22 protein-coding genes are annotated in these 25,086 nt (G+C 62.9%); 7 read left to right on the top strand and 15 right to left on the bottom strand.

Going from position 1 to position 25,086, the window contains the following annotated elements:
• Positions 1-112 precede the first annotated feature (112 nt).
• Entirely contained in the window at positions 113-1,471 is a 1,359-nt protein-coding gene (locus JQ611_RS02160; RefSeq protein WP_212464380.1) for an aromatic ring-hydroxylating dioxygenase subunit alpha, read from the top strand.
• Between the two features lie 193 nt (positions 1,472-1,664).
• Entirely contained in the window at positions 1,665-3,101 is a 1,437-nt protein-coding gene (locus tag JQ611_RS02155; RefSeq protein ID WP_212464379.1) for a glutamine synthetase family protein, read from the top strand.
• Positions 3,102-3,245: 144 nt separating this feature from the next.
• Here JQ611_RS02155 and JQ611_RS02150 read toward each other — a convergent pair whose 3' ends face one another.
• The 4 genes from JQ611_RS02150 to JQ611_RS02140 form a co-directional block, all read right to left on the bottom strand.
• Complete coding sequence (locus JQ611_RS02150; protein WP_212267493.1) at positions 3,246-4,709, bottom strand: GH1 family beta-glucosidase; 1,464 nt, start codon at positions 4,707-4,709, stop codon at positions 3,246-3,248.
• 38 nt (positions 4,710-4,747) lie between these two features.
• Positions 4,748-6,577, bottom strand: a complete 1,830-nt coding sequence (locus tag JQ611_RS02145) for a glycosyl hydrolase family 17 protein (protein ID WP_212267492.1) — start codon at positions 6,575-6,577, stop codon at positions 4,748-4,750.
• Positions 6,578-6,889: 312 nt separating this feature from the next.
• Positions 6,890-7,078, bottom strand: coding sequence for a hypothetical protein (locus JQ611_RS42645; RefSeq protein ID WP_312011819.1), 189 nt, complete (start codon positions 7,076-7,078; stop codon positions 6,890-6,892).
• A complete protein-coding gene (locus JQ611_RS02140) occupies positions 7,078-7,491 on the bottom strand; it encodes a class I SAM-dependent methyltransferase (RefSeq protein WP_312011817.1) in 414 nt (137 codons plus the stop codon). The genes JQ611_RS42645 and JQ611_RS02140 overlap by 1 nt, the downstream gene beginning before the upstream one ends.
• A 356-nt stretch (positions 7,492-7,847) precedes the next feature.
• On the opposite strand from JQ611_RS02140, the gene JQ611_RS02135 reads away from it, so the two are divergent.
• Positions 7,848-9,803: a hypothetical protein gene (locus JQ611_RS02135; RefSeq protein ID WP_212267490.1), complete on the top strand. Its 1,956-nt coding sequence runs from the start codon at positions 7,848-7,850 to the stop codon at positions 9,801-9,803.
• 3 nt (positions 9,804-9,806) lie between these two features.
• A complete protein-coding gene (locus JQ611_RS02130) occupies positions 9,807-11,438 on the top strand; it encodes a hypothetical protein (protein ID WP_212464378.1) in 1,632 nt (543 codons plus the stop codon).
• Between the two features lie 23 nt (positions 11,439-11,461).
• On the opposite strand, the gene JQ611_RS02125 is transcribed toward JQ611_RS02130, so the two are convergent.
• The 8 genes from JQ611_RS02125 to JQ611_RS02090 all read right to left on the bottom strand — a co-directional run bounded on the left by JQ611_RS02125 (position 11,462) and on the right by JQ611_RS02090 (position 19,171).
• A complete protein-coding gene (locus JQ611_RS02125) occupies positions 11,462-12,175 on the bottom strand; it encodes an ABC transporter ATP-binding protein (RefSeq protein ID WP_212267486.1) in 714 nt (237 codons plus the stop codon).
• Entirely contained in the window at positions 12,168-12,935 is a 768-nt protein-coding gene (locus JQ611_RS02120) for an ABC transporter ATP-binding protein (protein WP_212267484.1), read from the bottom strand. The genes JQ611_RS02125 and JQ611_RS02120 overlap by 8 nt, the downstream gene beginning before the upstream one ends.
• A complete protein-coding gene (locus tag JQ611_RS02115) occupies positions 12,928-13,875 on the bottom strand; it encodes a branched-chain amino acid ABC transporter permease (RefSeq protein ID WP_212267480.1) in 948 nt (315 codons plus the stop codon). Before JQ611_RS02115 ends, JQ611_RS02120 begins: the two co-directional genes overlap by 8 nt.
• Positions 13,872-14,786: a branched-chain amino acid ABC transporter permease gene (locus tag JQ611_RS02110; protein WP_212464377.1), complete on the bottom strand. Its 915-nt coding sequence runs from the start codon at positions 14,784-14,786 to the stop codon at positions 13,872-13,874. Before JQ611_RS02110 ends, JQ611_RS02115 begins: the two co-directional genes overlap by 4 nt.
• A 199-nt stretch (positions 14,787-14,985) precedes the next feature.
• Positions 14,986-16,158: an ABC transporter substrate-binding protein gene (locus tag JQ611_RS02105; protein ID WP_212411464.1), complete on the bottom strand. Its 1,173-nt coding sequence runs from the start codon at positions 16,156-16,158 to the stop codon at positions 14,986-14,988.
• Between the two features lie 293 nt (positions 16,159-16,451).
• Positions 16,452-17,105 carry a flavin reductase family protein gene (locus tag JQ611_RS02100; RefSeq protein ID WP_212464376.1) on the bottom strand — a complete coding sequence of 218 codons (654 nt, stop codon included), beginning with the start codon at positions 17,103-17,105 and terminating at the stop codon, positions 16,452-16,454.
• A gap of 15 nt (positions 17,106-17,120) precedes the next feature.
• Positions 17,121-18,032, bottom strand: coding sequence for a fumarylacetoacetate hydrolase family protein (locus JQ611_RS02095; protein WP_212464375.1), 912 nt, complete (start codon positions 18,030-18,032; stop codon positions 17,121-17,123).
• A gap of 11 nt (positions 18,033-18,043) precedes the next feature.
• Positions 18,044-19,171, bottom strand: a complete 1,128-nt coding sequence (locus JQ611_RS02090; RefSeq protein ID WP_212392079.1) for a cupin domain-containing protein — start codon at positions 19,169-19,171, stop codon at positions 18,044-18,046.
• Between the two features lie 109 nt (positions 19,172-19,280).
• Between JQ611_RS02090 and JQ611_RS02085 the strand changes: the two genes are divergently transcribed.
• The gene (locus JQ611_RS02085; protein ID WP_212464374.1) at positions 19,281-20,015 is read left to right on the top strand and encodes a GntR family transcriptional regulator; all 735 of its coding nucleotides are present in this window, start codon (positions 19,281-19,283) and stop codon (positions 20,013-20,015) included.
• 147 nt (positions 20,016-20,162) lie between these two features.
• Positions 20,163-21,437, top strand: a complete 1,275-nt coding sequence (locus tag JQ611_RS02080) for an NAD(P)/FAD-dependent oxidoreductase (RefSeq protein WP_212464373.1) — start codon at positions 20,163-20,165, stop codon at positions 21,435-21,437.
• 179 nt (positions 21,438-21,616) lie between these two features.
• On the opposite strand, the gene JQ611_RS02075 is transcribed toward JQ611_RS02080, so the two are convergent.
• The 3 genes from JQ611_RS02075 to JQ611_RS02065 are packed head-to-tail and all read right to left on the bottom strand — an operon-like array spanning position 21,617 to position 24,431.
• The gene (locus tag JQ611_RS02075; protein ID WP_212464372.1) at positions 21,617-22,831 is read right to left on the bottom strand and encodes an ABC transporter substrate-binding protein; all 1,215 of its coding nucleotides are present in this window, start codon (positions 22,829-22,831) and stop codon (positions 21,617-21,619) included.
• Between the two features lie 56 nt (positions 22,832-22,887).
• Positions 22,888-23,211 carry a 2Fe-2S iron-sulfur cluster-binding protein gene (locus tag JQ611_RS02070; protein WP_212267457.1) on the bottom strand — a complete coding sequence of 108 codons (324 nt, stop codon included), beginning with the start codon at positions 23,209-23,211 and terminating at the stop codon, positions 22,888-22,890.
• An 8-nt stretch (positions 23,212-23,219) separates the two neighbouring features.
• Entirely contained in the window at positions 23,220-24,431 is a 1,212-nt protein-coding gene (locus JQ611_RS02065) for a cytochrome P450 (RefSeq protein ID WP_212464371.1), read from the bottom strand.
• An 85-nt stretch (positions 24,432-24,516) separates the two neighbouring features.
• On the opposite strand from JQ611_RS02065, the gene JQ611_RS02060 reads away from it, so the two are divergent.
• Positions 24,517-25,041, top strand: a complete 525-nt coding sequence (locus JQ611_RS02060) for a MarR family winged helix-turn-helix transcriptional regulator (protein WP_212267453.1) — start codon at positions 24,517-24,519, stop codon at positions 25,039-25,041.
• The last annotated feature ends 45 nt before the right edge of the window (positions 25,042-25,086 follow it).

Below are 25,086 nucleotides of genomic sequence, written 5' to 3'. Positions count from 1 at the left end.
CTTCCGATTGGAAGCGTTCAAAATTGTGCTTGCCGTCCTCTACAGTCATGGCATAATTCGCCCATTCGTTCAATAGGCGAACAAACCGCCTCCGACGAAAGGGCTGAACGCCATGATGAGCCAGGAAGCGAACGACCTGATCACCCGCACCGGGGCAAAGGACCCCTGCGGGAAACTGATGCGGATGTACTGGCAACCGGCCGCATTGGTCGACGAGCTACAGGGCCCGCGGCCGGTCAAAGCCGTCAAGCTGCTCGGCGAGAACCTCGTGCTATTCCGCGACGAGAACGACCGCTACGGCCTGATCGACCGCCATTGCGCCCACCGCGGCGCAGACCTTGCTTTCGGCCGGCTCGAACATGGCGGCCTGCGCTGCGCGTTCCATGGCTGGCTGTTCGACACGTCGGGCCAGTGCATCGAGACGCCGGCGGAGCCGAAGGGCTCCAACCTGTGCAAGGGCATCAAGCAGCGCTCCTATCCCGTGGTCGAGAAGAGCGGCATCCTCTGGGCTTATCTCGGCGAAGGCGAGCCGCCGGCATTTCCGGAGATCGACTGCTTCATCGCGCCCGACAGCCACACCTTCGCGTTCAAGGGCCACATCAATTGCAACTGGCTGCAGGCGCTCGAAGTCGGCATCGATCCGGCGCACGCCTCCTTCCTGCATCGCTTCTTCGAGGACGAGGATACTTCGGCTTCCTACGGCAAGCAGTTCCGCGGCGCGTCCGCTGGATCGGACATGCCGATGACGAAAATCCTGCGCGAATACGACAACCCGATCATCAATGTCGAGCATACCGAATATGGCCTGCGGCTGATCGCACTGCGCGAGATCGACGAGGAGCGCACCCATGTGCGCGTCACCAACCAGCTGTTCCCGCACGGCTTCGTCATCCCGATGAGCCAGGAGATGACGATCACGCAGTGGCATGTGCCGGTCGATGACGAGAACTGCTACTGGTTCGCGATCTTCACTTCCTACACGACGCCGGTCGACAAGAAGAAGATGCGCGACCAGCGCCTCGAACTCTATGAATTGCCCGATTATAAATCGCGCAAGAACAGATCGAACGATTACGGTTTCGATCCGCACGAGCAGGCGACCGCGACCTATACCGGCATGGGCGCCGACATCAACGTGCACGACCAGTGGGCGGTGGAGTCAATGGGCGCGATCCAGGATCGCACCAACGAACATCTCGGCACCTCAGACAAGGCGATCGTGCAATATCGCCGCCTGCTGCGGCAGGAGATCGAAAAGGTCTCCGGCGGCGAGAAGCCGTTCATGTTCCTCGACGCGTCCCGCGCGCGCAGCATCCAGGGCCCCGCCACTATGGACGGCATCGGGCCGACTCGGGGCTGGGAAATCTACTGGATGGAAGTCGACGTCAAACGCCGCCGCGGCGCGCCATGGGCCGCGCCGGTGCCGGGCGAGATATCGGACAAGATCCGGCATCTGACGGCGGCTGAGTGATGGATTTGCTGAAATTGAGCAGACGCCGAGGTTTCGGTTCACCTCTCCCCGCTTGCGGGGAGAGGTCGGATCGCTCTTGCGATCCGGGTGAGGGGGTACAGGTCCTTCAATTCGCACCGGCTTCGCGGAGAGTCCCCCTCACCCCGCCCCTCTCCCCGCAAGCGGGGCGAGGGAGAAGAAAGGGAGTGACGCGTTGAGTTTCGTGGAGCGTCACGGCCTGTGGTCGGCGGAGCAGAAGGAGGCGGCAAGCCGCCTGCGCCGCATTGTCGAAGAGCAAAAACTCGAAGTCATCCGGCTGTCGTTCCCGGACCAGCACGGCATCCTGCGCGGCAAGACGCTGGTCGCAAGCGAGGCGCTGGCCTCGCTGGAGAGTGGCTGCTCCATTACCACCACCATGCTCGCCAAGGACACCTCGCACCGCACGGTGTTTCCGGTGTTCACGTCCGGCGGCGGTTTTGGCATGCGCGAGATGGAGGGCGCCGCCGACGTCTTGATGGTTGCGGATCCCACCACGTTCCGCGTGCTGCCATGGGCGCCGACGACCGGCTGGCTGCTCTGCGACATCTATTTCAGCGATGGCCGCCCGGTGCCGTTCGCGACAAGGCATCTCTATCGCGGGGTGCTCGATCAACTCGGCCAGCGCGGCTACGATTTCGTTGCCGGGCTTGAGGTCGAGTTTCACATCTTCAAGCTCGAAGACGCGCACATGGCGCCGGAGGATGCCGGGCAGCCCGGTCAGCCGCCTTCGGTGAGCCTGCTGTCGCACGGCTATCAATATCTGACCGAGCAGCGCTACGACCAGATGGAGCCGGTGCTGGAAATCATCCGGCGCGAGGTGCTGGCGCTCGGCCTGCCGCTGCGGTCGGTCGAGGTCGAGTTCGGCCCGAGCCAATGCGAATTCACCTTTGCGCCGACCAGGGGGCTGACGCCCGCCGACAACATGGTGCTGTTTCGCAGCGCCGTAAAACAGGTCGCCCGGCGCCACGGCTATCACGCCACCTTCATGTGCCGGCCCAAACTGCCGAACGTGTTCGCGTCCGGCTGGCATCTGCATCAATCCATCGTATCGCGCGCCAGCGGCGACAACGCGTTCATGACCACGGAAGGCAGCGAGGTACTGAGCCCGTTTGCGCGCAACTATCTCGCGGGACTGCTGGCCCACGCCCGCGCCTCCGCCGTGTTCACGACGCCGACCATCAACGGCTACAAGCGCTACCGCACCTATTCGCTGGCGCCGGATCGGGCGATCTGGGGCCGCGACAACCGCGGCGTCATGATCCGCGTGCTCGGCGGCCCCAATGATGCTGCGACACGTCTGGAAAATCGCATCGGCGAACCCGCCGCCAATCCCTATCTCTACATGGCCTCGCAGATTCTCTCAGGGCTCGATGGCGTCGACCGCAAGCTCGATCCTGGCCCGTCAGCCGACACGCCCTATGAGACCAAGGCGGCGCTGTTGCCGAAGACGCTGCGCGAAGCGGTGACCGCGCTCAGCGACGATCCGTTTTTTCGTCAAGCGTTCGGAAAAGAGTTCGTCGACTATTACGTCCACATCAAGAACGCCGAGATCGAACGCTTCCAGGCCGAGGTCTCGGAATGGGAACATCGCGAATATTTCGAGATGTTTTAGACAACAGTCTCGCGTCGTCCCGGCGAAGGCCGGGACCCATACGCCGCGGCGGTCATTGTTGTAAAAAGTATCTGACGCCGTCACTTTCACGGATAGATCACGCGGTATGGGTCCCGGCCTTCGCCGGGACGACAGTGAGTCCCCTCACACCACCGCATTCTGCTTGATAACCTCCCGATAGAACGACGCACTCAGTTTCGGCGTGCGGCGCTGGGTGTTGAAGTCGACGTGGTAGATTCCGAAGCGTTTCTGGTAGCCGTCCATCCATTCGAAATTGTCGATCAGGCTCCACAGGAAGTAGCCGGCCACCGGGACGCCCTCCGACGTCGCGCGCTGCAGATGGAACAGATAGTTGCGCAGATACATGACCCGGTCGACGTCATAGATGTTGCCGTCCGCGGCCGGCTGATCCGTCGACGACGTCCCGTTCTCGGTGATGTAGATCGACTTCACGCCCCAGATCTTCGCCGCGTGACGCGGCGCCCAGTACAGCGCCTCCGGACCGATCCTCAGCCAGGACGCATCCATATGCGGGAACGATGCCGGAAACGGCGCCAGCGTATAGCCGCGCGAATTGTCAGCGGCCACGACGTAATGGTCGGGCGTGTAGACATTCAGCCCGACGAAGTCGATCGGCGACGAAATGATGCTGAGATCGTCGGCGGTGTGTTTCGGGGCGTCGGGCTGCGCCAGATAGGCGTCGGTGAATTTTCCTTCGAGGATCGCGGTCAGATAACCGGCGTTGAGCTCGCGCACGGCGATCTCGGCGGCGCGGATGTTCGCCGGCGTCTCGATCGCGGGGATGCAGTTGACCATGTTCTCGGCGAGGCCGATTTTGGTTCCGGCCCTGGCGTGTGCCCGGATCGCCTGCACGGAAAGGCCGTGCCCAAGGGCAACGTGGTGACGAACCTGGTTCTGTTCGCCTAGCGACAGTTTCAGGCCCGGCGCGTCGAGGCCAAGGCCATGGCCGAGATGAACCAGCCTCGAACATTCGTTGATCGTGAAGATGTGCTTGACGCGGTCGCTCAGGCGCTCGGCGACATAGCCCGAGTAATCCGCAAAGGCTTTCGACGTGTCGCGCGACACCCAGCCGCCGAAGCGGTCCTGCAGCGCCTGGGGTAAATCCCAATGATACAGGGTGGCAAACGGCTCGATGCCGTTTGCCAGCAGCTCGTCGAGCAACCGGTTGTAGAAATCGAGGCCCTTCGGATTGGGCGTGCCTGTTCCTTCGGGAAAAACGCGAGGCCACGCGATCGAGAAGCGGTAGGTCTTCGTCCCCAGCGCCTTCATCAACTGGACGTCGTCCTTGTAGCGATGAAAGTGGTCGTCAGCGACGTCGCCAGTGCTGTGATCGGCAATTTTTCCGGGCGTGTGCGCAAAACGATCCCAGATCGACGGCCCTCGGCCGTCCTCGTTGACGGCGCCTTCGATCTGATACGACGAGGTCGCGGTGCCCCATCTAAAATCAGCCGGGAAGGCCGCGCTGGGTTTCTGGCCGCTGGAACTGCTTTGTGCATCCGCTGACTTGACCGATCCCGTCGACAGGCCGAGCGCCGCCCATCCTGCAAGCTTGCCCAAACGGCGCCGGGAAAATCTGTTCGACCACATGCGTTCGTTCCCGGACCAGAGCCCTCTTCAGCACACAGCTATTTGTCGCATTCGACCTTTGACGTCGCCGCAACGAAGCCGCCGCCGCCGGCCTGCGGCTTTGGCGGTGGCAGGGAAGCGACGGCGACCGGTTGTACGGCGAGTTGTTGCTTGCGAAGCGTCTTCCGGAACACGAACGGCATGTTCGGTAGCGCGCTCGACACAGCAACGAAACGCGGCGGCGACAGCGCGGCGCCAAACAGAACGAACGCCGCTGCCGTCCACAGCGACTGCCAGTTGTGAACACCCTCATTGAAAAAGAGGAAAAGCGCAGCCGCCACGAGCAGGCCTGCAAACACCGCCTCGGCGGTGACGCCGTTGTCTGACTTTCGACGGCAGAGCAGCGCCACCGTCCAGACCGGCACAGCCGCCATGGTCACGCTGGCGAACGGGAAATCCCGCGAACGCGGATCGAACACAAGGCCGAGCGCGACCTCTACGGTGATCAGCGTGGTGACCATCAGCACAACGCCCAGGACCAGCACAGGCAATGACGAGGGCCAGCCTTCGCGCGGGCCGAGCAATTCCCGGAAGGACGGCAATGGCCGTCCGGCCATCAACGCGTTGGCGCACAGCAGCGGCAGCGCGATGGCCGCGGTCAGAAGCCATCCCTGGTTCAGCAGACCGGCGACGCCATAGTTTTCATAAAAGGCCTTTTCGGCACCCAACCCCAGCAGGATTCCGCCTGTCGTCGCGCACGCCGACACGGCCAGCCACGGCGCCAATCCTGTCGCCGTCCGCCGACGCCAAAGCGTCAACAATGCAACGGCAAAGACACAAATGCCGAAAGCAAGGCCGGCTCCCAGTTGCAGCCTCCAGAACGGATAATTGCTGACGGCCGCTCCGTGCGCATGCTTGATCTGACGGCTATCGCCGTCGAGAAGGCCCCAATGGGCGCCGACCGTGCCTTCCCACTGGCGCTTCCATGATTCGTCGTAGGCCTCAAACAGATTGACGCGGATTTTTTCTCGGCCGGCCCGGTCGAGCAGTTCGGAAACGAAGCGGGCCTGATTGATGCGTGACGGCAGCGAGACCTCCCGCATGCGTCCCTTGCTCGGCCAGCCCGCCTCCCCGATCAGGATTTCCTTGCCGGGAAACGCCTGCGCCACCTTGTGGTAGATATCGATGACATGTGCCGCCGCGTTTTCGGCTCGGATCGGCTCATCTTCCCAGAACGGCAACATGTGGACCGTGACGAAATCGACGTCGGCCGCCATCTCGCGGTAGCGCAGCCAGTAATCCCAGGAATCGGCGTAGGTTATCGGCGTCGTGATACGCGACCTGACCGAGCGGAGGATTTCGCGAAGGTCTGCCACCGTCATTTCACCCCGGAGCAGCACCTCGCTGCCGACGATGACGGAGGTCACGGTCCCCTGATAATCCTTGGCCAGCGATACCGCGGTGTCGATCAGCGTTGCGTTCTTCACGCGGTCGCGTCCGAGCCAAATACCGAGAATGACTTTCAGCCCGACCTTCGACGCCAGCTGAGGCACCTTGTCGAGCCCGTTCTCGACCGAGTAGGTGCGGATGCAGTTCGATATCCCGGCCAACTGGCCGAGATCTTCCGCAATCTGCTCCGGGCTGATGATGATGTTGGAATTCCACGGTGTCTGCCCGCTCCGGAACGGCGCGTAGGACACGCAGTCGAGCTTTCTGGCGGGATCAATCAGCGCATGATCCAGCAGCACCGGCGCCGCCAGCCAGTACCAGGCCGCAACAATGAAGCTCATGGAAAAAAAGAAGAGCACAAGCGGCACGCTCTTGCGGGAAGCGCCGGTCGGCCGGACCGGCAAACCAGATCGCAACGCGGCGGAAGCATCGAGGGACATCGCGCAGCCCTAGGCTAGATCAGGAGCAAGCGGTGCTCAACGTCGCATTGCGGCGCGGTGGTCGCGGCGCCGACAATCGTGAAAACCTGCCGGTCAACAGGAAGGCAATTGAATACATTGTTGGACATACTTTGGCCTGATGGAGGTCACGATCCGGCTTGAGGGTTTGACGGCACGCGGCCCCGAGAGAACACGTCGGTTTGACGGAAAAGAATATACCAGCGTTCGTCATCTTCCAACAATCCCGGGCCCACCTGGCATGTGCGGGATCGTTCTGGCTGACCTGCGCGCAGCGTGGGCCAGCCGACCGCGCTAGGTGAGTTGCGCCAGCCAGACCGTATGACCGCCGCAGTCCGGATCTTCGACGACATGCGCCACCACGTCGAAACCATTCGCGCAGAGCAGCACGCGGTACTCAGTGGCGTCCAGGCTGGCATGATAGAGCGGCTCGCCCCTGTAGCTCCCGATCGCTTCGCCATGCGCCGGACCGCTCGTGAACATCAATGCCGCGCGCGGCCCAGCATGATCCCGGAAGATGGCAAACATCCGGCGCTGTCATCGGGACAGAGGTGGAAGAAACTATCCCATCCCAGCAAACCGTCGAAGCGCCGCGTGAGGGCGAGCGTGCGCATGTCGGCGACGTGCCACGCAAGATCCGGAAAAGACGCCCTGCACAGGGCAATCAGTTCCGGCGACGAATCCACACCGGTGACATGACATCCCTGCTGGATGAGGTAACGGGCGATCGGCTCACCTGAGCCGCAGCCGATGTCGAGCACGGAAGCTCCGGCCGGCAGCAGCGCGCCAAACCGGTCGAGCCACGCGCGCTCCATCAGCCGGTTGCCGCGGTCCTGCGCCCAGGCGCGGGCGTGGCGTTGATAGAGTCCGATGATGCGGTCGGCGTCGGGGTTCATGGAGACGTGGCCCAGGGCAAGCGATTGACAGCATACTCCGTCATTGCCTGCGACAAATCCTCAGCGTTTGCGCAAGGCGCGCAGCGACGAAGCAATTCATCTTGCTTACGCAATCGGCCCCTTATTGTCGCGCTTGACGGCGTCGCCTCAAGCATTGCCCGAATACAATCTTGACGGGTATCCATACAATTTCTATACTCCGGGTGACAACAGGCCAACGCAGCGAGCTAACGCAACGACAAGCATCAACAATCCAAGGGACCGCGGCCGTGCAAGACTATCCTCGCCCCAACACGCGGCGTTTGCGAATATTCTCGTTCGATCCGGCACTCGCTGCGCGCTACGATCTCGCTGGAATGAGCGGCATCACGATCGAAATCCCTTGGGAAGACAATTTGGAGAAAGGCCCGGTCGGCGAATACATTGAGGTGATCGATATCGATCCAGGCAGCGGTGTCGCCTATACGCCTGTCGACCTCAACGCGCCCGCGCTGCTCGCGACCGACGGACTTCAACCATCGGAATCCGACCCCCGCTTCCATCAACAGATGTGTTACGCGGTCGCGATGAAGACGATCGAACATTTCGAACGCGCTTTGGGACGGAAAGCACTCTGGTCTCCGCGCGCGCGGGCCGCAAACAGCGACTACGAGGAAAACTACGTGCCCCGCCTGCGCATTTACCCGCACGCGCTACGCCAGCAGAATGCCTTCTACAGTCCGCAGAAGAAGGCACTGCTGTTCGGATATTTCTCGACTAAAGCAAAAGACAAGAAGAACACCCCGGGCACGACGGTATTCACCTGTCTTTCGCATGACATCATCGCTCACGAGACGACGCATGCCCTGCTCGACGGCGTGCACCCGCGCTTTAGCGAGCCGGTCAACGAGGACGTGCTGGCCTTTCACGAGGCTTTCGCCGACATCGTGGCGCTGTTCCAGCATTTTTCCTACCCGGGCGTATTGCGCGACCAGATTGCACGCACACGCGGCGACCTCGTCCGCCAAAGCGTACTGGGCCAGCTCGCGCAGCAGTTTGCCTTGGCGTCGGGGCGCGGCGATGCGCTGCGCAGCTATCTCGGCAAGGAAGTGAAGGGCGTCTGGGAACCGATAAGGCCCGATCCGGCAATGCTTGACGAAACGTCTGAGCCACATGATCGCGGCGCCATCCTGGTTGCGGCTGTCTTCGGCGCTTTCACCAGGGTTTACCAGGCGCGGACGCGGGACCTGTTCCGGATCGCCACCGAAGGCACCGGGGTTCTGCGCGAAGGCGACATCCATCCCGATCTCGTCAACCGCCTCGCCGACGAAGCTCAGCTTTGCGCGGACCGGGCCTTGCAGATGTGCATTCGTGCCATCGATTATTGCCCGCCCGTCGGGATTACGTTCGGCGGCTATTTGCGCGCGATCGTGACGGCCGACCACGACATGAATCCGGTAGACCGAGAGCACTGGCGACTGGCTTTCATCGAAAGCTTCCGCGAATGGGGAATATCGCCGCGCGGCGCACGCTCGATGGCAGAGGACAGCCTGCTCTGGCCGACCGAGACGGAGCTAGTGAAGGAACGCGTCAAGGTTTCCAAGGGTGACTACATCGCGGAAGAGACGCTCAGCCGGAATGCGATGAAGAAAATGTTCAGTCAAGCCGCGCCGAGCAGCGACGATCCAGCCTATCAACGGAAGGCATCGCGCGCGGCCCCCGAGCAGTCAATGGCACCCTCATCCGGCATTTTGACTCCGGCCGGCCTGCAGATGCCGCGTTTCGATATATGGGTCGATGCCGACAGGCAGGCGGCCACATTCCATTCCTGGCTGCTGGACGAAGGCTACAGATGGATGACCGATGCGCTTGGTCTGGTGGTTCAGGTCGATAATCTGCCCAAGACGATCTCCGCGCGCCAACGCAATACGAACCAGGCCAATGTCGAGATCCACGCCGTGCGCACCGCCATGAAACGCGGACCGCTCGGCTGGCCTGAGCAGCACATGGTCGTCGCGGTAACGCAATGGCGCGCCGGTTTCTTCGACAAGGAAAAGCAGAAAGACAAGGACGCGACGCCAGGCGCGTGGGCCGATGCCGAGCGAGATTTCAAATACCGCGCCGGCTGCACCCTCCTGATTGATCCGGCAGGAACGCAGATTCGGCGCGTGATCCGCACGCCTGGCACCGTGGACAACGAGGACGAGCTCGACCGCATGCGGCACTACCTGCTCAACGGGCTGTCCCCGCCCAACGCCTTTGAACCCACAGCGGCCCGGTTTAGCGCGAGCGCCGAACCGTTCGCGCTCCTTCATTCGCACGCCGGGGACTGAATCATGGCCAAGAAAACGACGGCCAAAAAAGCTGCAGCCAAGAAAGCGCCCAAGAAAACCAAGAAGGCCAAAAAGGCCAAAAAGGTCGCAAGCAAGAAAAAGGCAAAAAAGCCGGCGCCTGATGCGCCCGCGACCGCTGCCGTCAATTCGACGCTCAAGCCACCGCCCGGCGGCGCCGCGGTTCGCATGTACCGCATTGGTCACGGGGATTGCTTCCTGATCGCGTTCGCCGGCGATAACCCGGACAAGCCGGCGTATGTGCTCATCGATTGCGGCTACAAGCCGGGGTCACCCGCTAAACTCAAGCCGCCGACGAAGGTAGCGGATATCGGCGCGAACATCCTCGAAACCACCGGCGGCTTCGTCGATGTCGCCATCGTCACGCACGAACATCAGGATCACGTCAATGGGCTCACATCGACCAACTTTCCCGACCTCAAGGTCGGCAAGGTCTGGTTCGCGTGGACCGAAAACCCGGACGACGATGTCGCAAATCAATTGCGGAAGAAGTTCAAGGACCGGCTGCTCGGACTGATCGATGAGCGCGCCAATCTCATGGGGCTTGGAAACAACGCCGCGGCAGGCGAGCTCGACTGGTACCTGGAATTCGAACTGGGAGAGGAGGCCGAGAAGTACAACGGCTTGGCGCATGCCGCCGCTGGCGGAAAGGACCCCGCCAAGTCGGCGAACAAGGTCGCGATGAAATACCTGCGCGAATGCGCACCGCAAGATCCGGAATATCTCTATCCCCATGAGAAAATCCGCCCGATTCCCGGTGCGAACGGCGCGCGCGCCTTTGTGCTTGGTCCGCCGCGCGACATCGACAAAATCGACGACCTCGACCCAATTGGGGACGAGAACTTCGGCCATGAAATGGCCGCAGCTGGTGCGGGAGGCACGCCAGCCGGTCCAACAACGTCGCCGTTCCCGCGCCGCCACGCGCTTCCGCTCGACCAGGCGTTCACGGACGACAAATTCGGTGACTTTTTTGAAAAACGCTACGGGAGCAGTCCGGTTCCGGAACCCGGTGATGGCAAGGAAATCTCGTCCAACGCGGTTTGGCGCCGGATGACGGCGGATGACGCGATGGATGCCGGCGCGCTGGCGCTCGCCATGAACAATGCCACCAACAATGCGAGCCTCGTCCTTGCGTTCGAACTATCGAAGAACGGCAAAGTGCTGCTGTTTGTCGGAGACGCTCAAGCGGGAAACTGGCGATCCTGGACCGACGGCGAATTCGACGATGGCGGCAAGACGGTTACGGCGACCGACCTGCTCGAGCGCACCGTGCTCTACAAGGTCGGGCACCACGGCAGCCACAACGCAACGCTAAAGGGAAAAGTCGGGTCGGGTCGGGCCAATCTTGCCGTGATGGCGAAGGGCGATAGCGCAACCGAATTTGTCGCGATGATTACCGCGGTCGAGGCGTGGGCGCACCAAAAGCCCAAGCCCGACTGGAATCACCCGCTGCCCGCCATCAAGCAGGCGTTGGTCGAAAAGGCCGGTGGTCGCGTTCTGCAAACGGACTCGAACCTGCCAGCCGGCCCGGTCGGCGCCGGGGCGGCCGGTTGGCAAGAGTTTATCAGCCGGGTTACCGAAACACCCCTGTACTTTGATCTGATCATTGAAGCTTGAGGGAGTTCGCGCGCGGACTCCCCTCAAATCCCCAGATAGCGGTGCTGCAAATCCGGCTCGGCGATCAACTGCTCCGACGTGCCGCTCCACACCGTGCGTCCCCGCTCGATGATGTAATGCCGGTCGGCGATGCGGGAGAGGTTGGCGACGTTCTTGTCGATCACCAGCACCGATTGCCCACGGCCCTTGAGCATCGACAGGCAGCTCCAGATTTCCTCGCGGATCAGGGGCGCCAGGCCTTCGGTGGCTTCGTCGAGGATCAAGAGCTTCGGATTGGTCATCAGCGCGCGGCCGATCGCGAGCATCTGCTGCTCGCCGCCGGACAGCGTCACGCCCATGTTGCCGCCGCGCTCGGCGAGGCGCGGAAACAGCGCGTGGATCTTTTCGATGGTCCAGGGATCGGAGTTGCCGGCGCGATTGCCGGCAGCCGCGACCAGGTTTTCGTACACGGTGAGGTTCGGAAAGATCTGGCGGCCTTCCGGCACCAGGCCGATGCCGAGTTTTGCGATCTTGTACGACGGCAGGCTGCGAACCTCCTGCCCGCCGAAACGGATGGTGCCGGCACGCGCCGCCGTCATGCCCATGATCGAGCGGATGGTCGTGGTCTTGCCCATGCCGTTGCGGCCCATCAGCGCGACCATTTCGCCCGACCGAACCTTCAGCGACAGGCCGAACAGCACCTGGCTGAGGCCATAGCAGGTTTCGATGCCATCAATTTCGAGCAGAGTTTCAGCCATGAGCGACCACCACGTGCTGATCGCCGAGATAGGCGCGCTTGACTTCGTCGTTGTGGCGGATTGCATCGGGATCGCCCGACGCGATGACGCGGCCGTAGACGAGCACGGTGATGCGGTCGGCGAGCGCGAACACCGCCTCCATGTCATGCTCGACCAGCACGATGGTGACTTCCTTGCGCAATTCCTTCAGCAGCGCCACCATGCGCGCCGACTCGGTGACGCCGAGCCCCGCCATCGGCTCGTCGAGCAGCAGCAATTGCGGCTTGGTGGCGAGCGCGACCGCAAGCTCGAGTTCGCGTTGTTCGCCATGGCTGAGTTCGGACACCGGCACGTCGGCGCGCGCCCCGAGCCCGACCCGCGTCAGCGCGGCTTGCGCGGCGGCCCGCAGCGGTTTTTCCTTGCGCGCATTGCCCCAGAACCGGAACGAGTGGCCGTCATGGGCTTGCGCTGCGAGCGCGACATTGTCGGCCGCGGTAAAATTCGGCAGCAGCGAGGTGATCTGGAACGAGCGCGCCAGCCCGAGCCGACTGCGCTCATAGGACGGCAGCCCGGTGACGTCGCGGCCGCCGAAAACAATGGTGCCTGAGTTCGGCATCAATTGCCCGGTCAACTGGCTGATCAGCGTGGTCTTGCCGGCGCCGTTGGGGCCGATGATGGCGTGCAACTCGCCAGGAATGACGTCGAGCGACAGATTGTCGGTGGCGAGAATGCCGCCGAACCGCCGCACCAGGTTTTCAACGCGGAGCAAGGGATCAGCCACGGTTAAACCTCCCGAGCAGGCCCATGATGCCGCCGCGCGCGAACAGCACGATCAGCAGCAGCAGCGGCCCCATGATCAGCGCCCAGTATTCGGTGAATTGCGACAGTAGCTCTTCCAGCAGCAGAAAGAAGATCGTGCCGATGACAGGACCGAACAGCGAGCCCATGCCGCCGAACACCACCATCACCATGAGCTCGCCGGAGCGGGTCCAGTACATTCCGGCCGGGCTGATGAAGTCGGTGTTGTTCGCCAGCAGCGCGCCGGCCAGGCCGCAGATGGTGCCGGAGATGACGAAACAGACCAGCCGGTAGCGGTTGGCATGATAGCCGATCGCCTGCATGCGCTGCTCGTTGGAACGAATGCCCTGCACCACCAGGCCGAAGCGCGAGTTGATGATCCGCCAGATCAGATAGATGCCGCCGAACAGGCAGCCGAGGCAGAGGTAATAGAACTGCACGCGGTTCGACAGGTCGATCAGGCCGCCGAAATTGCTGCGCTTGTAGATGGTCAGGCCGTCGTCGCCGCCGTAACGCGACATGCCCGAGGCGATGTAATAGGCCATCTGGGCAAAAGCGAGCGTGATCATGATGAAGTAGACGCCGCGGGTGCGCAGACTGAGCGCGCCGATCACGAGCGCATAGAGCGCCGACGCCACCAGCGCCACCGGCCACTGGATGAAGCCGGAGCCGATGCCTTCAAAGGCGAGGATGCCGACCGCATAGCCGCCGATGCCGAGATAGGCGGCATGGCCGAAGCTCATCATGCCGCCATAGCCCATGATGAGATTGAGGCTGGCCGCGGCCAGCGCGAAGATGATGATGCGCGTGAACAGCGTCAGGATGAAGATGTTGCCGGTGAGCTGCGAATAGAGCGGCAGCACGACCAGCCCGGCGGCGACCAGCGCCACGACGACGTTGCTTGTATTGATTTTTAATTTCATCGTTTGGCGGCCGGAAACAGCCCCTCCGGCCGCACCACCAGCACGATCGCCATCAAGAGATAGATCAGCATCGACGACAGCGCGGGTGCGGCGGTGGAGGCGGCGGCGGAACTCAGCACCATGCGCAAGAGATCAGGCAGGAAGGCACGACCAAGCGTATCGATCATGCCGACAAAGATCGCGGCCAGGAACGCGCCGCGGATCGAGCCGATGCCGCCGATGACGATGATGACGAAGGCGAGGATGAGGATGTTCTCGCCCATGCCGATCTGCACGGTGAGGATCGGCGCCTGCATCAGTCCGGCAAGACCGGCGAGCGCCGCGCCAAGGCCGAACACCAGCGTGAACAGCAGTTTGATGTTGATGCCGAGCGCGCCGATCATTTCGCGGTTCGAGGCGCCGGCGCGGATCAGCATGCCGATCCGGGTCCGCATCACAACGACGTAAAGCAGCGCGGCGACAGCGAGCGCGACGATGATGATCGACAGCCGGTAGGCCGGATAGTACACGCCGGGGATGATCTGGACCGGCACGGTCAGCCAGGCGGGCAGCGGCAGCGCGAGGCCGGCCGGGCCCCAGATCAGCCGCACCGCGTCATTGAAAAACAAGATCAGTCCGAACGTCGCCAGCACCTGGTCGAGGTGGTCGCGGCCGTAGAGATGTCTCAGTGCGATAAATTCCAGCGCGATGCCCAGCAGCAGCGTGGCGCCGAGCGCCAGCAACACGCCGAACACGAAGCTTCCGGTCCATGCGGTAAAGGTCGCGGCGAAATAGGCGCCCATCATGTAGAGCGAGCCGTGCGCCAGATTGACGAAGTCCATGATGCCGAACACCAGCGTCAGCCCGGCCGCCAGCAGGAACAGCAGCAGGCCGAACTGCAACCCGTTCAGCGATTGTTCGACAAGAACCAACTTAGCGCCCTCTCCATGATACTGGCGTCAACGCCACGCGTTGGTCGCGATCATGCCCCTCAACTCGAAACAAAACAGCGGCAGCGCGTTTGCGCCGCCGCCATTTTCTTATTGGATGCATGATCCTTGCCAAGTTTCTTGCCAAGATGCTGGCCAAGTCGTCAATTTCTGGCGGACCATGCGTCGGCAGAACAACTGATCACTTCATCGGGCATTTATCGTGGAAGCCATCCTGGCTGTCCTTGACGATGGTGGCCACCGTCTTCAGCGCCAACTGGCCGTCGGCATCCTTGACCACGTCCTGCAGATAGAAGTTCTGGATCGGAATGTGGTTCTTGCCGTATTTGAACGGGCCGCGCACCGATTTGAAGTTGGCTTTCTCCATCTCGGCCTTCATCGCGTCCTTCTTGGTCACGTCGCCCTTGACCGCAACCACCGCGCTGTTGATCAGCTGCGCGGCATCATAGGATTGCGCGCCATAGAAGGTCGGGCGCAGGTTCGGATATTTCTTGCGGTAGTCCTCGACGAACTTCTTGTTCTCGGGGTTCGGCAGGTCGTTGACCCATTGCTGCGCACCGGGAACGCCGAGCGCGTTGTCCTTCTGCAACGGCAGCGACAATTCGTCGATGGTGAACGCCGTATAGAGCGGGATCTGCGCCTTGATGCCGGCCTGCGCATACTGGTTGAGGAACTGCACGCCAGCAGCGCCCGGATAGAACACGAAGATCGATTCGGCCTTGGAGTTCTTGGCCTTGGTGAGCTCGGCGGAGAAGTCGAGCTGGCTTGGCCACACCGTGTATTCTTCACCGACTACCTGGCCCTTGAACGTGCTCTTGACGCCGGCCAGCATGTCCTTGCCGGCGGCATAGTTCGGGCCGATCAGGAACACCGACTTGACGCCCTTCTGGTTCATGTAGGTGCCCATCGCCTGCGGCGTCTGGTCGTTCTGCCAGGAGGTCGAGAACACGTAAGGCGAGCACAATTCGCCGGCGAGCTGCGAGGGACCGGCATTGGCCGAGATCAGGAAGGTTTTGGAATCGACCGCGGTCTTCAGCGAAGCCAGCAGCACGTTCGACCAGATGTAGCCGACGATGAAATCGACCTTGTCGGACTGGATCAGCTTTTCGGTCTTCTGCTTGCCGACATCCGGCTTCTGGCCGTCGTCCTCATAGATCACCTCGACCGGCTTGCCGTCTATCTTGCGGCCCAGATGGTCGAGCGCCAGTTCGAACGAGTTGCGCATGTCGTTGCCGATCGCGGCCGTGGGGCCGCTGAACGTCGAGACGAAACCGATCTTGATGCTGTCGGCGCCAAGCGCGGGCTGCGCCAGCGCCAGAGCCATTGCGCCCGCCAGCCAGAATGTCTTTTTCATATTCACTCCCCTCCTCATTATCTATTTTGTTCCGCCAGCCAGTGCGGCTGCCGTCTCGAGGCCTGCGCCTTCGTCAATCCCGGTAAGCCCGGATATTTTGTGCGCGAAATCTCCGGCCCACAGCAAGCACGAACCGAAAGCTCCGATTAGAACCTTCGGCCCATACCCCAGCGGCCTGCACCATAATTCGCAGACGGCGCCGAAGGCAAGAACTATAGTTCCGGTTGCCGGGGCAACAAATGTCGCAGGTGCGGCCGCAGCACAATCGAACGAGACAGCGCGCGCCATCATGTTCATGGCGCCTGATCCGGTTGGGGCGCGGCGTTTCGTCGCCACTCCGCCCAGCTCGGCCGGTCGAGTTGGAACAGATCGGTGCAGCGAACATACCAGCCGCTGCCATGCATGCGGCCGATCAACCGCAGCGCAGGCGTGTCGATATGGCAGCGCTCCCTGTCCTGAACCGCCGCACCATCCACGTGCGCGCACAGGATGCGGCCGATCACCGCCGTCTGGCGCGGCCCCGTCACCATCGAGCTCAGCACCCGGCATTCGAAGGAAACCGGGGACTCCGCAATGCGCGGCGGCCGTATCGCATGTGACGCGGCGGCGGTGAGGCCCGCCAGCGCGAGTTCGTCGATATCGGGCGGCGCATCGATGCAAGTGACGTTCATGGCCGCGGCATTCTGTTCGGAAACCAGGTTCACAACGAACTCTCCGGTCGCAAGAATATTCGTCGCGGTATCCTTGAAGCGCCCCGGCCCGGCGAGCAGGCCGATCGCGAGCGTCGGCGGCTCGTGCCCCAACACATTGAAGAAGCTGTAGGGAGCCGCGTTGATGACACCGTCTTCGGACAGCGTCGTCACCCAGGCAATCGGCCGCGGGGTCACCGCCGCCGTCAATATCTTGTAGCGTTGTTGAGCCTCCAGCGTCTCCATGTCGAACAACATCGCCGGCCCCCGCGCTCAGACCGCCACGACCGGATGACGCAGCCGGCCGATGCCGGCCACTTCCGCCTCCACGACATCGCCAGGCCACAGCCATTCCTGCGGCGTCCGCCCCGCGCCTACGCCGTCGGGCGTGCCGGTCGCGATGATGTCACCCGCCTCGAGCGTGATCGCTGCCGAAATGTCCGAGATCAGCAGCGGCACCTTGAACAGCATGTGGCGGGTGTTGGATCGCTGTTTTTCGACGCCGTTCACCGTGAGCCAGAGATCGAGCGCGTGCGGATCGCCGATCTCATCAGCCGTCACGATGCATGGACCGAACGGCGCGTAGGTGTCCTGGCCCTTGGAATAGATCCACTGGCCGGCGCGGCGATTGTCGCGCGCGCTGACGTCGATCATCACGCTGTAGCCGAAAACGAAATCGAGGGCCTGCGCTTCCGGGATCCGGCGCGCCGTTCGCCCCATCACGACGGCGAGTTCGACTTCCCAATCGAGCTGCTGCGTAATCGTCCGGTTGTGCTCGATGGCGTCGTCGGGTCCGATCACGCTGGTCGGAGGCTTTGAAAAGATGATCGGCTGCTTCGGCAATTCCTTCGCCGTGTCCAGCGCGCGTGACGATTCCGCGACGTGCTCGACATAGTTCAGCCCGATCCCGAAGATGTTCTTCCGCGGCCGCGGGATCGGCGCCAGCAGCCTGACATTGGCAAGCGGCAGCGCGGCACCCACCGGCCAATGGCTTGCGTGATCGCTTAAAATCTTCTTCAGCGCCATCGTCGCCGGCGGCCCGAGATCGATCAGATCGAGCATCGAGGACGGCAGCGCGACGCCGGCATGCGCGCCGATCCGTTCGACGTCCACGACCAGGTCATCGACGACGGCACCGAGGCGGGCCGCCGCCTCGACATTGGCGCGGTAGGTAACAAGACGCATGGTTGTTTTCCCTAGGATGTCAGCGGCTGCCGGCCTTGATTGTCGCCATACGCTTCCTCGCGATACAGGCCGAGGGCGTGCATCACAGGCAGATCGTTGAAGGTGAACAGGCAGGCGTCGTCGCGTTCGGAGCCGTTGACATGCTCATGCCAGGACCAGGACGGAACACAGAAGATGTCGCGCTCTTTCCAGTCGAAGCGCTTGCCGTCGATGATCGAGTGACCGCTTCCCTTTGCGACCTGGTAGATGAAACTGCCGGTGTGACGATGAGCCTTTGTGGCCTCGCCGGGCCGGAGCAGCTGCATCGACGCACCGATCGTCTGCATCACAGGACCGCCGGTGACGGGATTGACGTAGTTCATCAGCACGCCGTCATAAAGCGAGCCGTCGGAGGCCTTGCCGTAGCGTTGCAGCGCCTCGTAGGTCGGGCCCCACTCGTATTTCAGGAGCGGTGAATATCCGCGCGTCCATTCCGCGCCCGCGGGGCGCAGGCCCGGATTGCCCCAGGCGTGGGTCATGTCGTCGACGGGATAGCCGACCTCCTGCTGCATCTTCGGATGCACCGCGTAGAAATTGGCCTCGAGCGTGTTGACGAGCGGGATGTCGAGACCGTCCTGCCAGATGCACGGCGTGCCATCGCTGGAAACACCGTGTTCGTGCCACGTGCCGTTTGGGGTCAGGACGAAATCATTGGCGCCGAGTGTGAGCTTGTGGCCATCGACAATGGTGTAGGCGCCCTCGCCTTCCATGATGAAGCGCAGCGCCGAGGCGGAATGGGCATGGGCGGAGGCAACCTCCCCGGGGTGCATCACCTGCAGACCCGAATAGAGCCAGCCGACGGCGGCGGCATGATCACGGCGACCGGGATTGTTCAGGTAGATGACGCGTCGGCCGGCCTTTTCGGGAGACACCAGTTCGACGGACCGCAGCACATGCCGGCGCAGGTCCTCATAGCGCCAAAGCACAGGGACGGAGGACGACTTGGGCTGCCAGGGCTCGATCTTGTTGGCGACCGTCCACAGCGCACCCGCGTCCAGATTTTCCAGCTCGTCGTAATAGGCGAGCAATTCCGGGGTGTCCTCGACATTGGCGCGCCCGGCGACGTCTTCCCGGTGGTTTTCACGGCGTCCTGTTGCCATTTCGCTCTCCCTGGGTTACCAATCATATAAAATAATATATATCTTCGAAGCAATAGAAAATTTTCGAAAGAAACCCAATCCACTAACGGCGACCGCGAAAGCAGGAAACATGGCAGGCGTGGCAAGCGACCGCCGGATCGTCAGCGAAGGAGCCGGCGAGCCCGCAACATTGAGCGAAGTCGCCTATCAGCGTCTGCGTGCCGACATCGTCTCCGGCGCGCTCGACGCGGGCAAGCCGCTGCGCCTCGAAGCGCTGAAGCAGCGCTACGGCCTGAGCTTTTCGCCGCTGCGCGAGGCGTTGATGCGGCTGCAGTCCGAGCGGCTCGTGCTCTCGACGGCGCTGCGCGGTTTTTCGGTCGCGCCGCTGTCGCGCGCGGAAATGAAGGACGCGACGGAAACCCGTATTCTGATCGAATCCGACGCGCTGCGCAGATCGATGCGCGACGGCGACGATGATTGGGAAGCCGCCATTGTGGCCGCCTTCCATGCGCTCAGCCTGCAGGCCGAACGGCAATCGCGCCTCTCCGGCGAAGTAGGCGCCGTCGACATGCATGCGATGGACGAGCGGCACTATCAATTCCATCGGGCGCTGATCGCCCATTGCGGATCGCCGCGGCTGCTCGACCTGGCCGACCAGCTCTATGTCGAAACCCAGCGCTACCGGCTGCCGTGCCTGGTCGGCCGGGTGGCGGGAACGCCGGCGCGCGATGTTGCCGCCGAGCATCAGCAGATCATGGACGCCACGCTACGCCGCAGCGAAGACGCCGTGCGTTATTTGGCCGAGCATTACCGGCGAACCGCTGCGATCATCGAAGCGTCGACCGTGTGGCCGTCGTCAGCGTAAGCAAAATTTTTCGCTGCTGTTTCACCGCTCACGATGCGCTTTCGCTATCGGTCGATTGGCAAACGCGCCTTGAAGCTTCTCTTGGAAGCAGTGCACAAATAACTACATAATGAGGCACGGAGACATCTCGAACCGAGGCTGCATTCCATGACATCAGCGCCGAAACGTCAGCACCACGTGGTGATCGTCGGCGCCGGTTTCGGCGGGCTGGAAGCCGCCTTCGGGCTGGCCGGCGCAGCGGTAAAAATCACGCTGATCGACCGGCGCAACCACCATTTGTTCCAGCCGCTGCTCTATCAGGTTGCCACCGCATCGCTGGCGACCTCCGAGATCGCCTGGCCGATCCGTTATCTCCTGCGCGACCGGCCCGATGTCACGACGCTGTTCGCCAACGTCAATGGCGTCGACGCCGCGGGCAAGCATGTGCTCCTCGATGACGGCGAGGCGCTGCCCTATGACACGCTGATCCTCGCCACCGGTGCGCGCCACGCCTATTTCGGCCATGACGAATGGGAACCGTTCGCACCTGGGCTGAAAACGCTGGAGGACGCCACCACGCTGCGGCGGCGCATCCTGGTCGCCTTCGAGCGCGCCGAACGCGAGACCGATCCGGCGCGGCGCGCCGCGCTGCTGACGTTCGTCATCATCGGCGCGGGTCCCACCGGCGTCGAACTCGCCGGCACCATTGCCGACCTCGCCAAGGACACGCTGCCGCAGGATTTCCGCAACATCGACACCAGCAAGGCGCGCGTGGTGCTGATCGAGGCAGGTCCTCGCGTGCTCGCGGGCTTTCCCGACGATCTCTCGGCCTACGCTCAAACCTCGCTTGAGGGCCTCGGCGTCGAAGTGATGCTGGGAAAGCCGGTGACGGAATGCAGCATCGATGGCGTGGTCTATGGCGACACCAAGCTCGACGCGAAAACCATCATCTGGGCCGCGGGCGTGCGTGCCTCGCGCGCGGCCGAATGGCTGGGCGCGCCTGCCGATCGCGCCTACCGCGTGCAGGTAAAGCCGGACCTGACAGTGCCCGGCCATCCCGATATCTTCGCTGTGGGTGACACCGCAACGATTGCCGATGCGAGCGGAAATCCGGTGCCCGGCATTGCGCCGGCGGCAAAGCAACAGGGCCGCTACGTCGCAGCCCTCATCAAGGCGCGGCTCGGCGGCGGCACGCTGCCACCGTTCCGCTACAAGCATGCCGGCAGCCTGGCGCAGATCGGCAAGCGCAAGGCGGTGATCGATTTCGGCTGGATGAAGCTGCGCGGCAATCTCGCCTGGTGGATCTGGGGCATCGCCCACATCTATTTCTTGATCGGCCTGCGCCACCGACTCAGCGTCGCCATGAGCTGGCTCTGGATCCACGCCAGGAACCAGCGCGCGGCGCGGCTGATCACGCAGGGCTCGAGCAAGGTGACGGGGTGAGCCTCTTCTCCCTCGCCCCGCTCTTGCGGGGAGAGGGTCGGGGTGAGGGGCTCTCTCCACGAGCGAAGTGTGTCGTGAGACCTGTACCCCCTCACCCGGATCGCACCGGACGATGCTTCGCATCGCCGAGGCGATCCGACCTCTCCCCGCAAGCGGGGCGAGGTAAGCCATCACCGCACTCACTTCACCAGCGAGCACCCGCCATCGGCCATCGGCCGGAACGCCTGATCGGCGGGAATCGTCGAAACCAGCTTGTAATAATCATACGGATATTTCGACTCCGCCGGCTTCTTTACCTCGAACAGATACATCGGGTGGATGACGCGGCCGTCCTGGCGGATGGTGACGTCGCCGAACAGCTTGTCCTTGCCCTTGAACTTCTTCATCTGCGGCACGGCGTCCCTGGCATGGTCGCTGCCGGTCGCCGCCACCGCGTTGAGATAGGCGAGCGTGGAGGCATAGACGCCGGCCTGATTGCCGCTCGGCATCTTGCCGTTCATGCCGGGCCGCGCCGCAAAGCGTTTGGCGAACGCACGGGTGTCGTCATCCATGTCCCAGTAAAACGCCTCCAGCAGTTGCAGCCCCTGCGCGATCTTCAATCCCATGCCGTGCACGTCGTTGACGAACAACAGGAACGCCACCATGGTCTGGCCGCTCTGCTGGATACCGAACTCATTGGCCTGCTTGACCGCATTGATGGTGTCGCCGCCGGCATTGGCAAGGCCGATCACCTTGGCCTTGGAGCTCTGCGCCTGCAGCAGGAACGACGCGAAGTCCGACGTACCGAGCGGATGCTTGCTCGAGCCCAGCACTTTGCCGCCATTCTTTTCGATGTAGTTGGTGGCCTCGGCCTCGATGCCCTTGCCGAGCGCATAGTCGACCGTGACGAAGTACCAGTCCTTGCCGCCGCGCCCCATCATCGCCGCCGCCGTGGTGTTGCCGGTGGCCCACGCGTCGTTGACCCATTGAATGGTGTTGGGCGAACAGGCCTTGCCGGTGAGGTCGGAGCTCGCTGTCGATGACGCCAGGAACGTCATGCGGGAGTCCCGCACCAGCGCATTGATGGCGAGCCCGACCGCCGAATTGGGCACATCGACGATGGCATCGACACCCTCGACATCGAGCCATTTGCGCGCGATCCCCTGACCGACGTCAGCCTTGTTCTGGTGATCGGCATAGACGATCTCGACCTTGATGTTCTTGCCGCCGCCGCCAAAGTCCTCCGCCGCCATGCGCGCGGCTTCCACCGACCCCATGCCGTTGGTGTCCTGGAAGATGCCGGAAATGTCGTTGAGCACGCCGATCCGGACGACGTTTTCGGAAATCTCCGCCCGCGCCGGTCCGAACGCGGCGCAGAATAGCGCGAGCGCCAGATAGACCCTGATATTCTTCATCATTCTCTCCCTATGGATGTGATCGTTGTTGTTCCCGGACTGCGCCGGGTTTGAATTCAGATCTGCCGGTCCGGCAGCCGCACGATGAGGCCGTCGAGTTCCGGCGTGATTTTGATCTGGCAGGACAGCCGGCTGTTCGGCAGCCGCTCGGCGGCGACGCCGTGGAGCAGCTCGTCCTCCTCCTCGCTCATGGGCGCGAGCCGCGCGATCCAGCCCTCATCGACATAGACATGGCAGGTCGCGCACATCGCGTTGCCACCGCACTCGGCCACGATCTCGTCGACGCCGTGCGTGGTTGCGACCTGCATGACGCTGGCGCCGACGCTCGCGTCGATGCGTTCGGAACGGTTGTCGGGACGATTGAAAATGATGGTCGGCATGATCAGGCTCACGCTGCTTTGATGGACACGGGCAGGCTTTCGAGGCCCCGCAGCGTGTTATTGAAACGCCGCGTCGGCGGCCCCGTGATCTCGATCGCACTGACCCGTTTTGCCAGCGCCGAAAGCACCGCCTCGCCTTCCAGCCGCGCGACCAGCTGGCCGACGCACATGTGAATGCCGGAGCCATAACCGACGTGGCCACTGGTCTTGCGCGTCACGTCATATTCGTCAGGCCGGTCCCATCGCCGCGGATCGCGGTTGGCTGCGGCGAGGAACATCAGGATTTTCTCGCCCTCGCCGATCCGCGACCCGCTGATCTCGACGTCCCGTGTGGTGGTCCGGAAGAACGTCTGCACCGGGCTTTCGAAGCGCACCGCCTCCTCAAAGGCGTTGCGCGCCAGCGTTGGGTCGCTCCGCAGCCGTGCCCATTGATCGGGAAAACGCGCCAGGCAATAGACCGCGGCGCCGATGCCGTTGACCGTGGTATCGAGGCCGGCGCTGAGCAGCGAGCGCACCAGCAATGGCGCTTCCGCGGCCGTGATATCGCCGGCATCGGCGCGGGCATGGATGCAGGCGCCGAAACCGCCGGGCGCGAGATTTTCACGCTGGCATTGGTCGGCGACATAGGCCTGATGCGGCGCCGAGCGCTCGATCGCGTCCTGACGCAGCTTGTTCGGCGGCCCGAACGAGTTGAAGACAAGGCTCGCATAGGGCAGCAGGTTTTCGCGCCCCTCCGGCTTGAGTCCGAGCGCATCGGGAAACACGGACAACGGATAGGCCTCGGCGAGGTCGGCGATGGCGTCGAAGCTGCCTTTGGCGAGCAGCGCTTCGACCCGGGATTCGGCGGCGGCGACAAAGCTGCCGCGCAATTGCTTCATCACCGTCGGCGATAGCACCCGGCTCAGCACCGCCCGTGTGCGCGCATGTTCCGGCGGATCGGCCTCCAGAATGATGCTTTGCGGCCGCCAGGCCTTTTCCTTCGCAAAGTCGCTGAGGCCGACGCCGCGGCTGGAGCAGAAGGTCAGGGGATCGTTGAGGACGGCATGGACCTCGGCATGGCGGGCGACGCCGTAGACGTTCCACTTGTCGAACCAGACGACCGGCCCAGCTTCCCGGAGCACCTCGTGAGCGGGATGCGGGTCTTCGAAGAACTCGATCGAGAACGGATCGATGTCCATATGCGGCACGCCCGCCGATGGCGTGAAGCCTGATGTACTCATTCCGACCTCCCAAAGTTTGTTCTTGTAAAGAGCTGGCGCATGTCTCTATCTCTCAAGCCCAGCGTTTGCAGCGATGATCAGGGACATGAGCAGTCAACCACCCGCCAGGAATGCGCGCCGGCAGAGACCGGCGGAGGTCGCAGATGCCGATGACGGCCCGACCCTCGATCTCGAGCGCTACGTTCCGGCGTTCATCACCTTCATCGCCAATAAGCTCTCGAACAGCGCCACGGCGTTCTATCAGCGCAATTTCGGCGTCAACGTCACGGAATGGCGGATCATGTCGCTGCTGGCGATCGAGCCCGGCATTCCGGCCTCGCGCATCTGCCACGTGATCGGCTTCGACAAGGGACCGGTCAGCCGCACGCTCTCGATGCTGCAAAAACGGGGGCTTGTCGCGATCCGGACCGCGCCGGACGACGGTCGCACCCATTCGATATCGCTGACCGCGAAGGGACGCGCGACCCACGACAAGGTCATCGTCGCCGCGCTCGAACGCGAACGACGGCTGCTGTCCGTCCTGCGCAAGGACGAGCGGGAGGTGCTGATCGACCTGCTGCGCCGCGTCCACGGCAATCTCGATGCCGTCAAGGGCGTCGGCGGCCCATAGGCTGTCCGGCAACGACCATTTCATATGAAGCGCACCGGTCCGCGC

This window comes from Bradyrhizobium sp. AUGA SZCCT0182 (assembly GCF_018130185.1).
Taxonomy (GTDB): domain Bacteria; phylum Pseudomonadota; class Alphaproteobacteria; order Rhizobiales; family Xanthobacteraceae; genus Bradyrhizobium.
This window is presented reverse-complemented; position numbering and strand designations above follow the sequence as displayed.

What these genes read in the sequence shown, in the direction of transcription:
- JQ611_RS02160 (WP_212464380.1), top strand. Translation starts at nt 113, where the DNA reads ATGATGAGCCAGGAAGCGAACGACCTGATCACCCGCACCGGGGCAAAG.
- JQ611_RS02150 (WP_212267493.1), bottom strand. Translation starts at nt 4,709, where the DNA reads ATGTGGTCGAACAGATTTTCCCGGCGCCGTTTGGGCAAGCTTGCAGGA.
- JQ611_RS02145 (WP_212267492.1), bottom strand. Translation starts at nt 6,577, where the DNA reads ATGTCCCTCGATGCTTCCGCCGCGTTGCGATCTGGTTTGCCGGTCCGG.
- JQ611_RS42645 (WP_312011819.1), bottom strand. Translation starts at nt 7,078, where the DNA reads ATGTTCACGAGCGGTCCGGCGCATGGCGAAGCGATCGGGAGCTACAGG.
- JQ611_RS02140 (WP_312011817.1), bottom strand. Translation starts at nt 7,491, where the DNA reads ATGAACCCCGACGCCGACCGCATCATCGGACTCTATCAACGCCACGCC.
- JQ611_RS02135 (WP_212267490.1), top strand. Translation starts at nt 7,848, where the DNA reads ATGAGCGGCATCACGATCGAAATCCCTTGGGAAGACAATTTGGAGAAA.
- JQ611_RS02130 (WP_212464378.1), top strand. Translation starts at nt 9,807, where the DNA reads ATGGCCAAGAAAACGACGGCCAAAAAAGCTGCAGCCAAGAAAGCGCCC.
- JQ611_RS02125 (WP_212267486.1), bottom strand. Translation starts at nt 12,175, where the DNA reads ATGGCTGAAACTCTGCTCGAAATTGATGGCATCGAAACCTGCTATGGC.
- JQ611_RS02115 (WP_212267480.1), bottom strand. Translation starts at nt 13,875, where the DNA reads ATGAAATTAAAAATCAATACAAGCAACGTCGTCGTGGCGCTGGTCGCC.
- JQ611_RS02105 (WP_212411464.1), bottom strand. Translation starts at nt 16,158, where the DNA reads ATGAAAAAGACATTCTGGCTGGCGGGCGCAATGGCTCTGGCGCTGGCG.
- JQ611_RS02100 (WP_212464376.1), bottom strand. Translation starts at nt 17,105, where the DNA reads ATGTTGTTCGACATGGAGACGCTGGAGGCTCAACAACGCTACAAGATA.
- JQ611_RS02095 (WP_212464375.1), bottom strand. Translation starts at nt 18,032, where the DNA reads ATGCGTCTTGTTACCTACCGCGCCAATGTCGAGGCGGCGGCCCGCCTC.
- JQ611_RS02090 (WP_212392079.1), bottom strand. Translation starts at nt 19,171, where the DNA reads ATGGCAACAGGACGCCGTGAAAACCACCGGGAAGACGTCGCCGGGCGC.
- JQ611_RS02085 (WP_212464374.1), top strand. Translation starts at nt 19,281, where the DNA reads ATGGCAGGCGTGGCAAGCGACCGCCGGATCGTCAGCGAAGGAGCCGGC.
- JQ611_RS02080 (WP_212464373.1), top strand. Translation starts at nt 20,163, where the DNA reads ATGACATCAGCGCCGAAACGTCAGCACCACGTGGTGATCGTCGGCGCC.
- JQ611_RS02075 (WP_212464372.1), bottom strand. Translation starts at nt 22,831, where the DNA reads ATGAAGAATATCAGGGTCTATCTGGCGCTCGCGCTATTCTGCGCCGCG.
- JQ611_RS02070 (WP_212267457.1), bottom strand. Translation starts at nt 23,211, where the DNA reads ATGCCGACCATCATTTTCAATCGTCCCGACAACCGTTCCGAACGCATC.
- JQ611_RS02065 (WP_212464371.1), bottom strand. Translation starts at nt 24,431, where the DNA reads ATGAGTACATCAGGCTTCACGCCATCGGCGGGCGTGCCGCATATGGAC.
- JQ611_RS02060 (WP_212267453.1), top strand. Translation starts at nt 24,517, where the DNA reads ATGAGCAGTCAACCACCCGCCAGGAATGCGCGCCGGCAGAGACCGGCG.